Below are 13,772 nucleotides of genomic sequence, written 5' to 3'. Positions count from 1 at the left end.
GCTTCGGACGTTTTGTAGTGATCTATTGGATGGGGGAGTGGATATCGTTACGGTTCAGAAGTTGGCGGGTTATGGGTCTCCTGTGACCACTGCCAAGTATGATAGACGGGGGGAGGAGACGAAGCGGTTGGCGGTGCAAAAGTTGAGGTTGTGATCAAAGGTGTTACTGGAGATCTGATTCTTCCAATTCTGCTATTTTCATCAATGCTTTTAGGGTTCCTCTCTTCAAATCTTGATTTTTGTGAACTGGAACGGATAGGATTTTTTGAGCTCCTGGCTTTTCATAAATATGATGGCTTCCTGTAATTTTTCTCAAAACCCATCCTTTTTTCTCAATAATTTTACAGAATTTTTTGCCAGAAACAGATTTCATACTGTAACTTCCACAATTTTGCTGTTGGGTTCAGGAATATAGGAATTGCTGGCAACTTCTAACCAACCTTCAATGGCATCTTGAAGATTTGCTAAAACCTCTTCCATTGTGTCTCCCTCAGTAATGCAGCCAGGTAGTGCGGGTACTTCTGCCCAAAAACCACCTTCTTCTGCTGGATGTATTGCGACCTTAATCTGCATTTGGGTTTGCTTGCTCAATAGTTTTTTGTGTATTTTAACTCATCACATCATGGGTCAATCAGATGATCCGGTGTACTTTTGTCAACCTTATCCACACCCTGAATACTCTTACTTTTCGCTCTTTCCACTTCAAATTTTGTCAGTCAACCAGGCTGATAGCTTACGCAAAGTTAGTTCAAAAACTGCATAGATTCCAATTTGTTGCTGCTGATTGCTTTCTGGAGCAAATTTTGCCACTCCTGCTGAATTTGTTTATGTTCTTTGAGCCTTTGGAACTCAGGCCATACTTTCGAGCGAATTTCTTCCTTTCTTAGAAAAGTCCGCCACTGGTCTCCTATATCTTTGGCATAGTGAATGCGATCAAAAAACTCTCCGATGATGAAGTATCTGACTTGGCTCGGCTCAGTTAACCACTGATCTAAGGTTTCTTTGCATTTAATGACCACTTTTTTATGAAGAGCTTCTAGACGATTTTTTACTTCTTGTTGATTAAACTCTTCAACTTGGGATTCTCCTGACTCTGAATTTTTAATGCTCAGGGTGTTGTTGTTGATTAGATCCGGTTCAAGTTCGTCATCAAAGTGCTGTCGAATACTGTGTATAATTAATCCCTCATAGGAAACTTGAGACTCCCAAAGGGTTCGGAATCCTAGCTCTAATTGATTGTTATACTTATCGAGTAACTCGGTCATCACCCCTAGAAACTTGGCGTCCCGTTCCTTGGTTAGATTCCCCAAGTGCCCCTTTTTCAGGTTTACCAGCACATTTGTTACTTCTGATTTGAGCTGCTCCACTGACTGCTGTAGCCCTTCGTTTAAGGAAAGGAAATGCTTTGAGAGGTTGGCTCGCATCGCTGCAATCGACCCGTAGTAGGTAGACCTGTAAGAGCCTCCGAATCGGTCTGTGCGTTGTCTTTCAATTTCGTCTAGTTCTGGAATTCCCGGGTCACTTTGGCAGGCTTTCATTACAGTATCGACTTTTGCTTTAAAGTAAGGATCAACTGTTTCCCGGTTTTTTCTGAGTTTTTTGAGGAATTTTTCAAGACTGTCAGATAGCTCTTCTTTAAACTCCTTGAATCGCTCCACAAATAACTGGTCTTCATCCCCAAATCCAGCTAGGGCTTTACTGGCTTTCTGTAAATCAGTTTCTAAGTCTCTGTGGAGGATATCTATGTGGTCTTGATAAGCTTTGGCATATTTACTGTCTAGGTCTTCAATGTTGTCCACTAGGTAGTCTAGAATTAACTCCAAAACTTGGTTAGCTTGGTCAGGATTAGAACAGTCAGCGATTACACAATTAACCACCTCTATGTGGTTTTCCCGAATCGTTCTTTTAAGGGTTTCACAGCCTTTAGAGTTGTCTTGATCAGCACTGCTCATTTTGTTGAGTACCATGAAAGAGCGAGCTGGCAGGTCATTCAGGGCTTTCTGGGCTGTGTCATAAAGTTTCGTATCTCTCTCTTCCCATTGGTAGCCTACAGGGTCTGGTCTCCGCACAAAAAGAACCACATCCACTCGCTCCCCTAGGGTTTGTAGCATCAGCTTTTCATCCCCTACTCTGAGGTCCCCTAAACCGGGTATGTCTACTAAGGCAATCTTTTCAACTTCGGATTTACTGAAAGGACAGAATATCTCTACTTCTCTGACTGCCAAAACCGCGAAGTTACTATTGGGATCTTGTTGGTGAACTACATAGTTGCGTATTTCTTCCTTGGAAACCCGATCTAATACCCGAGGGGAGTTTGCTTCCAGTAGATGGCGATACTGATTGAAATGAGCATAATATTCGTTGCGGAGGCGTTCGTACATGGCTTTTTTTGTGGCAGCATCACTAGGCAGTTCGGGAAGCTGACTAGCAAAGTCATCCAAACTCTTTGGTTTGGGTGCTAAGCCTAGTTCTTCGTAATAGGAGCCAATGACTTCTTTGAGAAATGAGTCTTCATCATGGAATGTTACCCTAGCATAGGTTGGTTGATTTTGATGATAGACTGTACTCCTAACTGCTGTGCAGGCTCCTCCTTCACGAGCAGGAATCTCATCATCGGAAAGTCCACTCAAACTTTTGAGTAGTGTACTTTTACCTTGTCGCATTAACCCCACGACACCAATATTAAGGGTGCCACGGTCAAAGCGTTTATGAAGTTGAGCTAGTTTATTACTTTGAAATTCCAAGCGCTTGAGCAGTCCAGGGAAATTGATTTGTTGTAAGTTCCCAGCTATTTCAGCATTATCGGGTAATTGAATTAGCTTCTGGCGGTGTTTTTCTAGCTCAAGTAGTGTGGAGTGAAGGGTTTTTAGGTGGTTTTCTACACTGGTGAGGCGTTCAATAAAGGGTTTGCGCTTTTCGAGAATTTCCGTAAGACGAGAGGCTATATTGGTTCTCTGTTGATTGGTGTACATAAGTTATAGCGTTTGGATTTGAGTTGTGAACATAGTCTTTTAGGCAAGAGGCAAGAGGCAAGAGGCAAGAGGAACCCACCCCTAACCCCTCCCAGGAGGGGAAGGCAAGAGGCAAGAGGCAAGAGGCAAGAGGGTAAAGATATCCGTATTTTTATTAGACAATAAAAAAAGACATCCTCGGTTTACATCTCATTTATAAATGCTATACTTTATTTAAGTGCAGATGCCTCAACTAGCATTTTTTATACAACACTCCAATGCTAAAATTGTAGCATTATCATATGCTCCATTATCTATAACTTTTTGGATAATTTCGTCAACAGCTGCTTGTAAAGGCTGAGTTTTTTTAAAAGTTTCCGCTAGTTCAGTATCTGACACTAAACTCCAGACACCATCTGAACAGAGCAGCAAGATATCACTATCTTCTAGAGCTAGGGATAAGTCTTGACTAAAGTGGCTCAAATCTTGGACATAACCATCACTAAGTCTTGGTTGTGAACCCAGGGCTTTAGTAAGAATATTACTATCTGGATGGTCAAGACTTTCTTGATAGGTGATTTCACCACTGGCCAGTAACATCGCTACTAGTGAGTGGTCTTCAGTTAATTGACATATTTGTTCTTTCCTGATTAAGTAAATACGACTGTCTCCCACATGAGCCACTAGTAAGTTGTTACTAATCCCTAAAATTACACTTAGTGTGGTTCCGCCGTTTCGTACGGCGTTAGTTACAGATTGGTTAGCGTTTTGGAATAATGATACCAACCAATCTGTCTGCTGGTTGACAGTTTTCAACTCAGAGGGAATCGGTTGCTCAAACACGGTTTTGATGGCTAATTGACTGGCTAACTCTCCCTGAGACATGCCACCCATACCGTCAGCAACAGCGGCTAAAATCATAGTATCACCATTACTCAACTGTTGCTGTCGTACTCCATAACTATCTTCGTTGTGTAAACGACTAGTTGAGAGTCCTACTGTTGATTTACTGGCCACTTGCCATTGAACTTGGGTGGTCTGAAATGATTTACGAGTTTCAATTAAGAGACTCAGTAAGTGGGAAAGGGAGAAGCGTTCTTCTGGAACAGAAGAGAGGCAAATCTTGAGCAGTTGATAAATCTGAGGAATGGGCTTAATCTGGATGTCAAGAGTCTGGTCTTGTGGAAGAAGCTGTTGATGAATAGCTTGGTAAAGCAGCGCTCCCACAGTGTAACTGCTCATTGACTCCTGGAAGGGATTACCGGAGGAGAGTTCAAAAGCGCAGTAGTTTCCTAACAAGCCATAGTCGAGCTTTTGATCAAGAGGATAGGCACTGGTTAAATCAAAAAACTTGATCGGTTTTCCGATTTCAATCAGTTTCGGAATCACATCAACCAAGCACCACTGACGCTGATATAAATAGTAAAAACATTGACAGATGGGGATAATCAGTGATAGAGACTCTTGATCAGAATGCTCTTCTTGCAGCCAAGTCTCTAAGGTTGATTGACTCTCTGGCAGTGACGTTAATAGCATCAGCCTTTCACCAGAGGAGTCAGGACTGATGTCAGTTTCTGGATAGTATTCCTCCTCTAAATACTCAGATTCAGTCTCAGGGTCCTTAGCAGTTTCCGATGAATCTTCTGTAGTTTCAGGGTTTAGCTGTTGTTCAGTTGTTTGTTCTTCAGTAACTGTTGCTTCTGATTCCTCTTGGTCAGTGGTAACTGGAAACTGTTGCTCAGAAGATTCTATTTCTTCTGGCTGCTGTGTCTCCAGTTCTGGCTCCAGGGAGGATGGGCTAGGGCGTGTCTTCAAACTCGGAGATCCCCCTAAATCCCCCGAGCGAGCAATCCCTCGCTCGGGGGACTTTGAGTATGGCTCCCCCCTTATTAAGGGGGGCTGGGGGGGATCTAAATCTTGCGGAAAACTTTGAAAACACGCCCTAGGGTTAATAACCACAGAGTCTTGGATGGTACTAGCTAGTAATTCGGCAATCATGGCATAGTTACCTAGCTTTTCCCGTAGCTGTAATTCTCGACTTAGCCCACCCTCACTAGACCCCACACGCAGCAAGCCCAAGTTGCCTGTAGTGGGACTGGGGTCAGTAGACTCAAGGTTGACTTCAAAGTAGTGAATACCTGCTGTCAATTGACCTAGGTATGACCGGACTTTGAGGTGATAGTTGTCTATCGGGAATTCTGCATCTTGTTCAATTACTAAAGCATTTGTCATAAGCTGGTATTGATTTAAATTCCATGGTTGTGAGAGTGGGGGAGTCGGGAGTCGGGAGCGGTGCGCTTTCCGTTGGCGAATTTAATTCGCCAACGGAAAGCGCACCGAGGGAGTCGGGAGTCGGGAGCAGGCAATAGGCAATAGGCATGCTAGCAATAGGCAAGAGGTAAGAGTGAAAAAAATCCTGTGTACCTCAGGTGCGACCTGTGGCGAATTTAATTCTTAATGGTAAGAGCGCACCTCATAGTTATGAAAAACGCTGTCATCATAATCTCCCCATCTCCCCATCTCCCCATCTCCCCATCTCCCCATCTCCCCACACTCCCGATTCCCGATTCCCGATTCCCGATTCCCGACAAATATGAGATGCACTGTTATGGGCTTTGGAAGAGGAAACGAATTTTAGCGATCGCAATTTCATCTCCGGGATTGATGGTTTCGGGTCGGGTAATTTTGGCATTGAAGCGAGTTTTACCAGCAGGCTTGATAAAAACACCATTGGTAGAACCAAGGTCTTTGATTTTCCATTGCCCTCCCTCTCGATAAATTTCTGCGTGGTGGCGGGAGACTGTCTCGTTACCGACAAATGGCTCTAAGTCAATATCAACAGGACCCATATCTGGGTCAAAGATGCCGATAAGATTGCTATGATCTAGCCAGAATTCTGGGACAGGAGCATCAGCTTGCTTAGCAATCAGTTTCGCTATTAAAGCAGTATTAGTAATAGGAGGAGTTGGAGGTATAAAGGGCTGGGGTTGGGGTGGCTCTGGGGTGATTGGTGGATATGAATCAAGAGGTTGTGCTCGTATAGTTTTCAAGGGATCCGGCTGAGGAGGTTGGATTAGGGTTGGTGCTTGAGATTCAGGTGCTATTTGGGTTTGGAATGGTAATTCAGAACCGCAAGCCTCACAGAATTCTGTTCCTTCTGGGTTTTTATCATAGCCACAAGTTGAGCAGGTAATCATTGATAACTCCTTGGTTAGTAAGTATATATAAAGGGAGTCGGGAGTCGGGAGCGGTGCGACCCGTGGCGAATTTAATTCGCCAACGGAAAGCGCACCGAGGGAGTCGGGAGTTGGGGCAGGAAACTGGCAAGATGCCCGTTCCACGGCTGACGGCTGACCGCTGACGGCTGACCGCTGACCACTGACCGCTGACTGCTGACGCTCTAAGTTCCTGAGAGGTTACGAATCTGTTCTTCTGAAAGGTCACTATTAATATCTCCAGTCATTTTGATAGTTTTACCTCTGGAACCCATTTTGATGGTTTTACGAGTGCCAGAAGAAATCTTGCGAGTTTTGCGTAACTCGTCTTGAGCTTGATTGAGAGAGTCAAGCATGGCTTGGTTGCCAATCCTGACTGTCATCCGACGGGCAGTATCTAAGAGTTTTCCTGCTTCTTCGGGATTACTATCAGCCAGTCTGGTGGCTTGAGTGACTAGCTGAGAAATATTGCACTGTTGTACATAACCCATTACTTCTGGGTCCACTTGTGCCGCTCCGCTCTGACCAGCAACAAATTGAACTACCACATTTTGAGGTGGCAGCTCACCCCGGCGATTTTGTCCTGGAATATCGTAGGTTAAACCAAGTTGAGCAATACGTACACGGGAGCTGCTGTGACTGTCGATGGTGAATTCCAGAATAAAGACTGTTTCATCATTAGCGATAACGGTGCCAATCAGATAGGGGTATTGAATCAGGGGAAATTCTGCTTGATCAGGGTAAGCCCGGACAACACGGGTGAGTTTTACCCCCTTAACTGTCTTGGCAGTAAGGGTAAGGTTATTAATAACTTCCTGTTGGGCTTGGCTAAATTCTCTAAACAGGATTTGGGGTAAGTCCCTAATGGCAACATCAGTACCTGTGGCATCTCCTGAAACGATATGGTGAAGGTGACCAGCGGTAGTATCGCTGAGGTTGATCAGTAAATCTTCATTGTATTCACCAACTCCCAAGGCTGTAATCGGGATACCGTTTTCGGCAAATTGTTTCGCGAGTTCCCGACATTCTTCTTCATCAAAGGCTTGACCATCAGTAAAGATTAAAGCACGACGACTGGTCATGGTTTGACCGGAGAGCATAGTCAGGGTCTGCTCCATTCCTTCTCCCATGCAGGTGCCACCACTGTAGTTACGGAGTTTCTCAATCCCTGCTTCTAACTCGATAGTTTGAGTTGCTGGTGTTAGTCCAACAATAGTAGAGGCTTGGTCGTCAAATTGGATAATGGCAATGCGATCGCTTCCACCTAACTGGTTAGACCCCACTAAACTTAACAGTGACTCAATCACAATATCGATATTGGTTTTACCGCCGATCACTTCCTCATAGTCGTTTCCATCCTCTGTGTACACTCTACCTGTGGGTTTTGTCTCCCCTTCCACCACTTCATACATGGAACCACTAGTATCGATCACAAAGGCAAAACTAGTTGAGGGTAGCTGGACTGCCACTGCTTTTGTTGGTCGCAGTTTCAACATCACAAATAGTTTCTGGTCTGGGGTATCCGCAGGCAGAAATTCACGATGAGGAGTAATTGCTACATATAGGGGTGGGTTACTCATTGTTGTATAGGGTTTTTATTTGAGTTGTGAACATAGGATTGAACTAAAAAGGGAGCAGGGAACAGGGAACAGGGAATCGGGAATCGGGAATCGGGAATCGGGAACAGGGAAAAAGATATATGTACATCATAGTTATTAAAAACGCTGTATAAATATAGAGATAATAAATGAATTGTGATAATTTTTTATCCCCTACTCTCTACTCCCTACTCCCTACTCCCTACTCCCTACTGCCTACTCCCTGTTCCCTATTCCCTACTTCTACAATAATTCTAATTAAAATTCAACGGCGGTAACATTCCTGAAATAGGTTCTATCCCCGACAAATCTGGGTAAATTGGATCGGGGATTTCTTGATTACCGGATTCTGTCAAGTCACTGATATCTGACTCGAGCATTAAAGGCAAATCCAGAGTAATGGAACTGTCTCGAAAGCCTTCTTCTATGTCTTGTATCCAGGTTTTTATAATTTTATCGAGATGATGACCATTAATTTTGCATAGGCTTTGCTCTTGAAACCAATTTCTCAGTTTTTCTCGCTCTGATAACGTGAAAAATAAAGCGGGATTATCTTCCTGACTTTTGTCTAAAGTAATGGCATACCTGAATTCATCTTCTATCTCCTTGATATGGAGAATAAATGTATAGTTTACCATTTGATAAGAGTTATCGATTGGTTTTTTTTTAGGGAATCGGGAGCTATATTAATCTTCAATTTCCTCTCGCTTTAGATATTGTCCCCAGAAGTAAAATGGCACTGCACCTCCAACTCCCATGACGAGGAAAGTACCCACAAACATGGTCAGTCTGATCGGGAAGGGAAGTGGCCACCCAAAAGAGGTAATTCTGTAAGGTTTAGGTTCAGAAGGTTCTGTGGAAACATGTCGGGAATCAACTTTAACCTGAACTTGATGCCTTTCCGCCCGTATCGGGTTGGGGTCATTGTAGGTAATTTCATACTCACCGAGCAGAGCATTAAGGAATACTTTCAAGGACTTGCCAACTTCTTGAGCATTTCCCGAAATTTGACAAATTCCTCCCGTAGTCCTGGAAATTTCGTCTAAGCGATCGCGGTCTACAAACTCTTCTGCTCGTACTCTACCTGTCCTAGCATCATCCCGGGTAGCTTCTCGACCAAGCCCATATTTGTCTCCCAATTCTCCAGGTTTTAAGCCATAGCCCAAAGTATGCACAATAATATTGTCATTCTTTTTGATCAGTCTCTTGAGTGTTTCAAAGTCCTGTTCTTCATTGGGTTGGTTATGGAAGCCATCAGATAGAAGAATAATCGAAAGTCGGGGCTTTTGAGGCTGAGATTGCCAGAAAAACTCTTTTTTCGGATAGAAGCGAGGGTCACCTCTTTTCTCACTTAAGAAATCTACTGCTCTAGAAAGGGGTTTGTAGACATTAGTGGCAGCACAGAGTCTTTTACTAGCAAGCTCATCAAGATAGTTTTGGAGATCCGGGTCTCCTACAGGAAAAAATTTATTGATTGTTACTTCATTAACAGGATAGCCGCCCTTGGGGCAATTTTTGGGATGGGGTTCACCAAAAGGAACAATTGCCACTTGAGTATCACTACTGCGATCTGCTGTCTTGTTGATAAATTCCCGAATCGCTGCAGTGGCTCCCTCCAGTTTGCTTTGGCTAGAGCCTGGTTTATCCGGATTTGCCATACTGCCACTCATGTCTAGTAGGAAGACAATCCAGGCTGAAGGCTGCTCAGCTTCTGTGGGGTTTTTCCAATTCTTGGGCTTAAAGGTAACTTGATCATTATTGACATAGACCTGGAAATTTTCATCGGTGAGATTGGTGACAGGTTGGTCATATTCATTTTTGACTTGGATGCGAATTTTGACCTGTTCATCGTCAACGGTGGCATTAAGTATTTTCGCTTCTTGTGCCTGTACTCCACTAGGATAAGTAAGGCAACCGGCACACAATATTAGTAAACTAAGCTTGCGGGTCAAAGAAACGATTGTAGTAGACAAAGCGATAGATTTTTTCTTCATTTTTACCTCCTGGATAAAGGCTATTAAACGTCAATACATGGTTATGTTTCAAAATAATATCGTCGCGGTTTTTCAAGGGTTTACCGTTAATTTCGATAGTATGGAAATGTTGGGGATTGGGAGATAAGATGGCTTGGCGCTGCATCACGACTATGTCTGCTACATGGAGTGGCAATCCAGGCAGATAAATATCAGAGCCTCCTTTATGGTTTGTCTGTTTGACAGCAGAGCCGATTCTAATCGTGCCAGTAGCAGGTAATTGAATTGACAAGCCCTCTTCGATTTCATAGGCTTTACTTTTACTGACAAATTTCAGTAAAGGGTTGTCGATTTTGGGAAAAGGATTATTTACGTTTATCACCCCTGGCTCAATATCTTCATAGTTATCTCCCCTGTATTCAAAACCACCACCTGCTCTCAGTGCTGCCATATAACTTGGTGAATTAGTAATGCTAAACACTAAACCGAGCACCAAGCCTAAAATCGAGAATCCTAGAGGGTCTTCAAAACCTCTGTTTTCGATCTGACTCAACAGTGGGCGCATCGATTCAAACAGTAGAGCAGCAACTAACGCTGCACCACTAGCAGCAAAGACACTAGTTATTAACCGTTGTTGGAAGCGTTTGGGATCCCCTGCTTCCACACTGCGCCACCACCAAGTAAGTCCCTCTGCCAAGCCTACTGAGCTACCTATTAAGAGCCAACTTAGGAGTCTAATCATAATTCCTGGAATAGGAGATAATAATAGGATTTGGTAAATCACTCCAGAAATTAAACCGATGATAATTCCTAAGCCAGCAGCAATCAAGATCGGAATTTTGGCAATGCGGAGGTTTAGTTTAAGTCTGGTGGGGTTACTAATAAAGATTTCATTAATTACCATCCCCACGGCTAAGGAGATAGCAATGCACGGAAATAGGACAATTTCTTCTGGAATTAGCCTTGACAAGCCTAGGTTATTAATTGCGACTTGACCGATATTCCAGCCAATTAATGCTGAGGTTATGCCAGCTAGTATGTAAAGGTAAATCCGCATTTTTTGATGTCATTGTTGGTTTTGTTTATTCAGCTTTTTGAGTATATTTGTTTTTGTTTCGTTTTTTAAACGATTATAGGTTGCGGTATTTTTTATGATTCCATTAGCAGGATTAATTTTTCGGTTTTTTTGATATTTGTATATAGCTTTAACCCATTTTTCTTTTTCGATATTCATATTTTGTGTTACATCTTGTGATTCATCTTTAATTACACCAGTATATTGGAGACTTGAATCTCCAATAATTTCCTTGATTACAATGGCGACTTGAGACTCTGGTTTATGTGGTAATTTTTCTTGATTTTCTAGTATTTTATTTTGAGTTTCTACTAATTTATTATTCAATTGACTGTCCTTAACCAGTTCTTGGACGATACTCTGAATTGATTGACTGGTTATATTAAAATTATTTAGTGCTCTATTCTTCTGCCTTTTAGTCATTTCATTTCTGGCCTCGGGAGTCGGCTTTGGAGATTGAACTGTTAGAATTTCACTCAATGTATAAGTAATAGTTACGGAAACCAATGATAATCCTATAATAATACAAAAAAATTCTATATTTTCTATAATAAATTTTAAAATACCAGAAGATTGCTTACTTATTTGTTCTTGTGGAGTCATCATTGGCTTGATAGGCAATCCAAAGACGTATTCTTCCGATTTTTGACGTGAATTTGGAAAAGCTTGATTAAATATTTCCTTTGGTACTCCACCAAAAACAACCTGATAAAAATAGGCAGATAAACGATACTCTCTCAGGCATTCAAACAATTTAGCTAGAGGCTTGTAATAAGGTTCAGAGTGTCTATGTCGGTAGCGAAGTAATCGCAAAAAATTGATTAATCTATTCCAAATTTTATCTCCACAACGGAAAGAGTTTGACTCTGAACTATATGACCGCCGATTAAAACTACTAATCACTTCTAAATCAGCTTGAACATCATTGATAAACTGCTTGCGGTAATGTTTCCAGGCACTGTGACGATCTGCCAGTAACCAATGAACAGCTTCAGGAGTGATTTGTTTTTCCAGCAGTTTAGGCAGGATAAGTTTGATGCCCCTAGCAAGTTGCTCCGGTGGGAGTTGGGAACCAATAGCCTCTTGAAACTCTAAGGATATCACTTGATTGTTGTCAGGTTTCTGCCTACCACCCTTGATATTCAACCAATCCAAAAACTCTGGTAGGGTTTCTGGAATCACCATGGCTCTGAGAGTTATCAATCTTATGAATTGAGGAGTATATAAGTTCTGGCTCAGAGCATGTTGGACTCCTTCACCATCAAATAACCTGTGCCAGTAGTCTGAAGTAATTTTCTGGTTCCCTAATGCCGTTTTTATCTCAGTAACAGCTTCTGGTTTCACCTGAGAACTGTTGATCAAGCGTTTAATTGCTGACTTGAGTGCCTGTTCGTCTACCGTTGCTGGCATCAGAGCTAAGGGACGATTTGCCTGCAGTTGCAGAAAACTTCCATAGGCACGCTCACTGGCTGGATGAATCACAACAAAGCTCCAAGGCTTCTCTAAGGCTTCAGCATTGTAAGCCCAGGAAACCGGCTCAGCTCCAGCTTTTATTTCAGCTATTTTGTTAATCAGTCTTAAATTATACTGATACTCCCATGAGAGCACTATCGGTACAGACTTATGCTCAAACTTGTGCTCAAGTTTCTCTGAGGGGATTTCAGGTGGTATAGAAATCTCTTGTGAAGGATCTAGTCTAGTCTCAAAAGGATTAAAAACAGGCAGATGGCCTACTCGCTGGGCATACTCCTCCATCCAGCTCAGGATTTTCCAGAGACTATCTGCCCCCTCACAGAGGAAATAACGATAGACTGAAAGGGGTCTTCCCCCATCATCCCTACCCCGACTCACCACTGCCACCACTGACAAATCCGGTATGAAAGAATCGGGCTCTCCTGGCACAACTCGACCAATTACTGCTGGCTGGTTACTATTAGCACCCTCAACTACAGCAAATCGTTTATTAGCGATCGCGCGCTCCACCGTATAGGGAATCTGGGGTAAAGTGGCATTCATGTACCGTCCAGTAAAGCCTCTGGATATCCAGCCCCCATCTGGGGTGATCTCAGCCTTGATACCAGTGCTAAATTCGTAAATTTCAACAGTAATAGTATTAGAATTACCATTAAAAGAGTCCATTGTTTTACTCCTGGTCTAATTTTCTATGCCGTTGGCCAGTACAAAGCCAGTAGATCGGAGCTACTAAGCCAAAGGGTTTCCAACCCTGGGGATTTTTCAGGATTGATTCCTTAATTCCCTCACGGTCTCGACTAATACGCCTCATGTTTGGTTCTGGATGGCGCTCCCCCAACATGCCAAAAGCCGAGGTGGTGAAGCAATCAATGCTTCCAGGTCCCGATTGCTCCCAAGCCTGCAATCTCTTCATAACTTCAGGAAAGCGAGCGGTTGCTACATAGGTAGGTTGATGGCGATTGACCCATAACTCAGGCTGTTCGCACTTGGTGAGAACCAGGGCAATGCGCCGGTTTATCACCCCTGTTTCTGCTCGGTCTAGTGCGATCAAAAATTTATCCAGACCATTGGCATACTCTTTGTCTTTGCGATTAGCTAAGCCATCAACCAGTAACATAATGCCCTTGGCTTGCACGGCATCTTCTAGGTAATCCCGAAGCAAGGGGGTAGCTGCTTGGTACAACACATCTTGGAAAAACTCTCCAGAATAGTCTTTACAATTAATGTTGAGCCTTACCAAAGAGGAACCGACGCTGGTATTGAGCCGCCGCCAGGAAAACTGGTCTTTGAGAACTATCTCGATACTATAATCTTTAACGTCATCGACATTAGCATCCAAGGGAGTGCCTTCTAACTGCTCCCATTAGAGTCGATGCCTGGTATTACCCAGGGCACCTCTCCTTCAAATCCGGACGTGAAAGTTTCCCCTCATCCGGCTCCTAGATATTCTAGTCTTTCGACTTGCCCCCATGAATATGTTGGTGACA

General features: G+C 43.1%; 14 protein-coding genes and 1 pseudogene. 2 read left to right on the top strand and 13 right to left on the bottom strand.

The window, feature by feature from the left end:
* Positions 1-4: 4 nt before the first annotated feature.
* Positions 5-154, top strand: a pseudogene (locus F6K63_RS38085) (tyrosine-type recombinase/integrase); the annotation flags it as partial.
* A gap of 9 nt (positions 155-163) precedes the next feature.
* Here the strand turns inward: F6K63_RS38085 and F6K63_RS31880 are convergent.
* The 5 genes from F6K63_RS31880 to F6K63_RS31860 all read right to left on the bottom strand — a co-directional run bounded on the left by F6K63_RS31880 (position 164) and on the right by F6K63_RS31860 (position 5,346).
* Positions 164-373 (bottom strand): type II toxin-antitoxin system HicA family toxin, encoded by a 210-nt coding sequence (locus F6K63_RS31880; protein ID WP_008182201.1) that lies wholly within the window; start codon positions 371-373, stop codon positions 164-166.
* A complete protein-coding gene (locus F6K63_RS31875; RefSeq protein WP_008182203.1) occupies positions 370-573 on the bottom strand; it encodes a type II toxin-antitoxin system HicB family antitoxin in 204 nt (67 codons plus the stop codon). The genes F6K63_RS31880 and F6K63_RS31875 overlap by 4 nt, the downstream gene beginning before the upstream one ends.
* 170 nt (positions 574-743) lie before the next feature.
* The gene (locus F6K63_RS31870) at positions 744-2,972 is read right to left on the bottom strand and encodes a dynamin family protein (RefSeq protein WP_008182205.1); all 2,229 of its coding nucleotides are present in this window, start codon (positions 2,970-2,972) and stop codon (positions 744-746) included.
* 228 nt (positions 2,973-3,200) lie between these two features.
* Positions 3,201-5,183 (bottom strand): PP2C family protein-serine/threonine phosphatase, encoded by a 1,983-nt coding sequence (locus tag F6K63_RS31865; RefSeq protein ID WP_287314288.1) that lies wholly within the window; start codon positions 5,181-5,183, stop codon positions 3,201-3,203.
* Positions 5,161-5,346: a hypothetical protein gene (locus tag F6K63_RS31860; RefSeq protein WP_287314287.1), complete on the bottom strand. Its 186-nt coding sequence runs from the start codon at positions 5,344-5,346 to the stop codon at positions 5,161-5,163. The genes F6K63_RS31865 and F6K63_RS31860 overlap by 23 nt, the downstream gene beginning before the upstream one ends.
* A gap of 43 nt (positions 5,347-5,389) precedes the next feature.
* On the opposite strand from F6K63_RS31860, the gene F6K63_RS31855 reads away from it, so the two are divergent.
* Positions 5,390-5,548, top strand: a complete 159-nt coding sequence (locus F6K63_RS31855; protein WP_287314285.1) for a hypothetical protein — start codon at positions 5,390-5,392, stop codon at positions 5,546-5,548.
* Positions 5,549-5,557: 9 nt separating this feature from the next.
* Here F6K63_RS31855 and F6K63_RS31850 read toward each other — a convergent pair whose 3' ends face one another.
* The 8 genes from F6K63_RS31850 to F6K63_RS31815 form a co-directional block, all read right to left on the bottom strand.
* On the bottom strand, positions 5,558-6,148 hold the full coding sequence (locus F6K63_RS31850; RefSeq protein ID WP_287314283.1) for a double zinc ribbon and FHA domain-containing protein: 591 nt from the start codon (positions 6,146-6,148) through the stop codon (positions 5,558-5,560).
* Positions 6,120-6,395 carry a hypothetical protein gene (locus F6K63_RS31845; RefSeq protein WP_287314282.1) on the bottom strand — a complete coding sequence of 92 codons (276 nt, stop codon included), beginning with the start codon at positions 6,393-6,395 and terminating at the stop codon, positions 6,120-6,122. Before F6K63_RS31845 ends, F6K63_RS31850 begins: the two co-directional genes overlap by 29 nt.
* Positions 6,352-7,746, bottom strand: a complete 1,395-nt coding sequence (locus F6K63_RS31840; RefSeq protein WP_287314280.1) for a vWA domain-containing protein — start codon at positions 7,744-7,746, stop codon at positions 6,352-6,354. The genes F6K63_RS31845 and F6K63_RS31840 overlap by 44 nt, the downstream gene beginning before the upstream one ends.
* Before the next feature lie 272 nt (positions 7,747-8,018).
* Positions 8,019-8,402 (bottom strand): hypothetical protein, encoded by a 384-nt coding sequence (locus tag F6K63_RS31835; protein WP_287314278.1) that lies wholly within the window; start codon positions 8,400-8,402, stop codon positions 8,019-8,021.
* A 48-nt stretch (positions 8,403-8,450) separates the two neighbouring features.
* A complete protein-coding gene (locus F6K63_RS31830; protein ID WP_287314276.1) occupies positions 8,451-9,758 on the bottom strand; it encodes a vWA domain-containing protein in 1,308 nt (435 codons plus the stop codon).
* Positions 9,700-10,794 (bottom strand): hypothetical protein, encoded by a 1,095-nt coding sequence (locus F6K63_RS31825; protein ID WP_287314274.1) that lies wholly within the window; start codon positions 10,792-10,794, stop codon positions 9,700-9,702. The genes F6K63_RS31830 and F6K63_RS31825 overlap by 59 nt, the downstream gene beginning before the upstream one ends.
* A 9-nt stretch (positions 10,795-10,803) precedes the next feature.
* Positions 10,804-12,951 carry a hypothetical protein gene (locus F6K63_RS31820; protein WP_287314272.1) on the bottom strand — a complete coding sequence of 716 codons (2,148 nt, stop codon included), beginning with the start codon at positions 12,949-12,951 and terminating at the stop codon, positions 10,804-10,806.
* Between the two features lie 4 nt (positions 12,952-12,955).
* Positions 12,956-13,624 (bottom strand): hypothetical protein, encoded by a 669-nt coding sequence (locus tag F6K63_RS31815; protein WP_287314270.1) that lies wholly within the window; start codon positions 13,622-13,624, stop codon positions 12,956-12,958.
* Positions 13,625-13,772: the final 148 nt, after the last annotated feature.

The organism is Moorena sp. SIO1G6, assembly GCF_010672795.1.
GTDB lineage: Bacteria > Cyanobacteriota > Cyanobacteriia > Cyanobacteriales > Coleofasciculaceae > Moorena > Moorena producens.
Note: the sequence above shows the minus strand (reverse complement) of the source record. Positions and strands in the feature narration are given on the sequence as shown.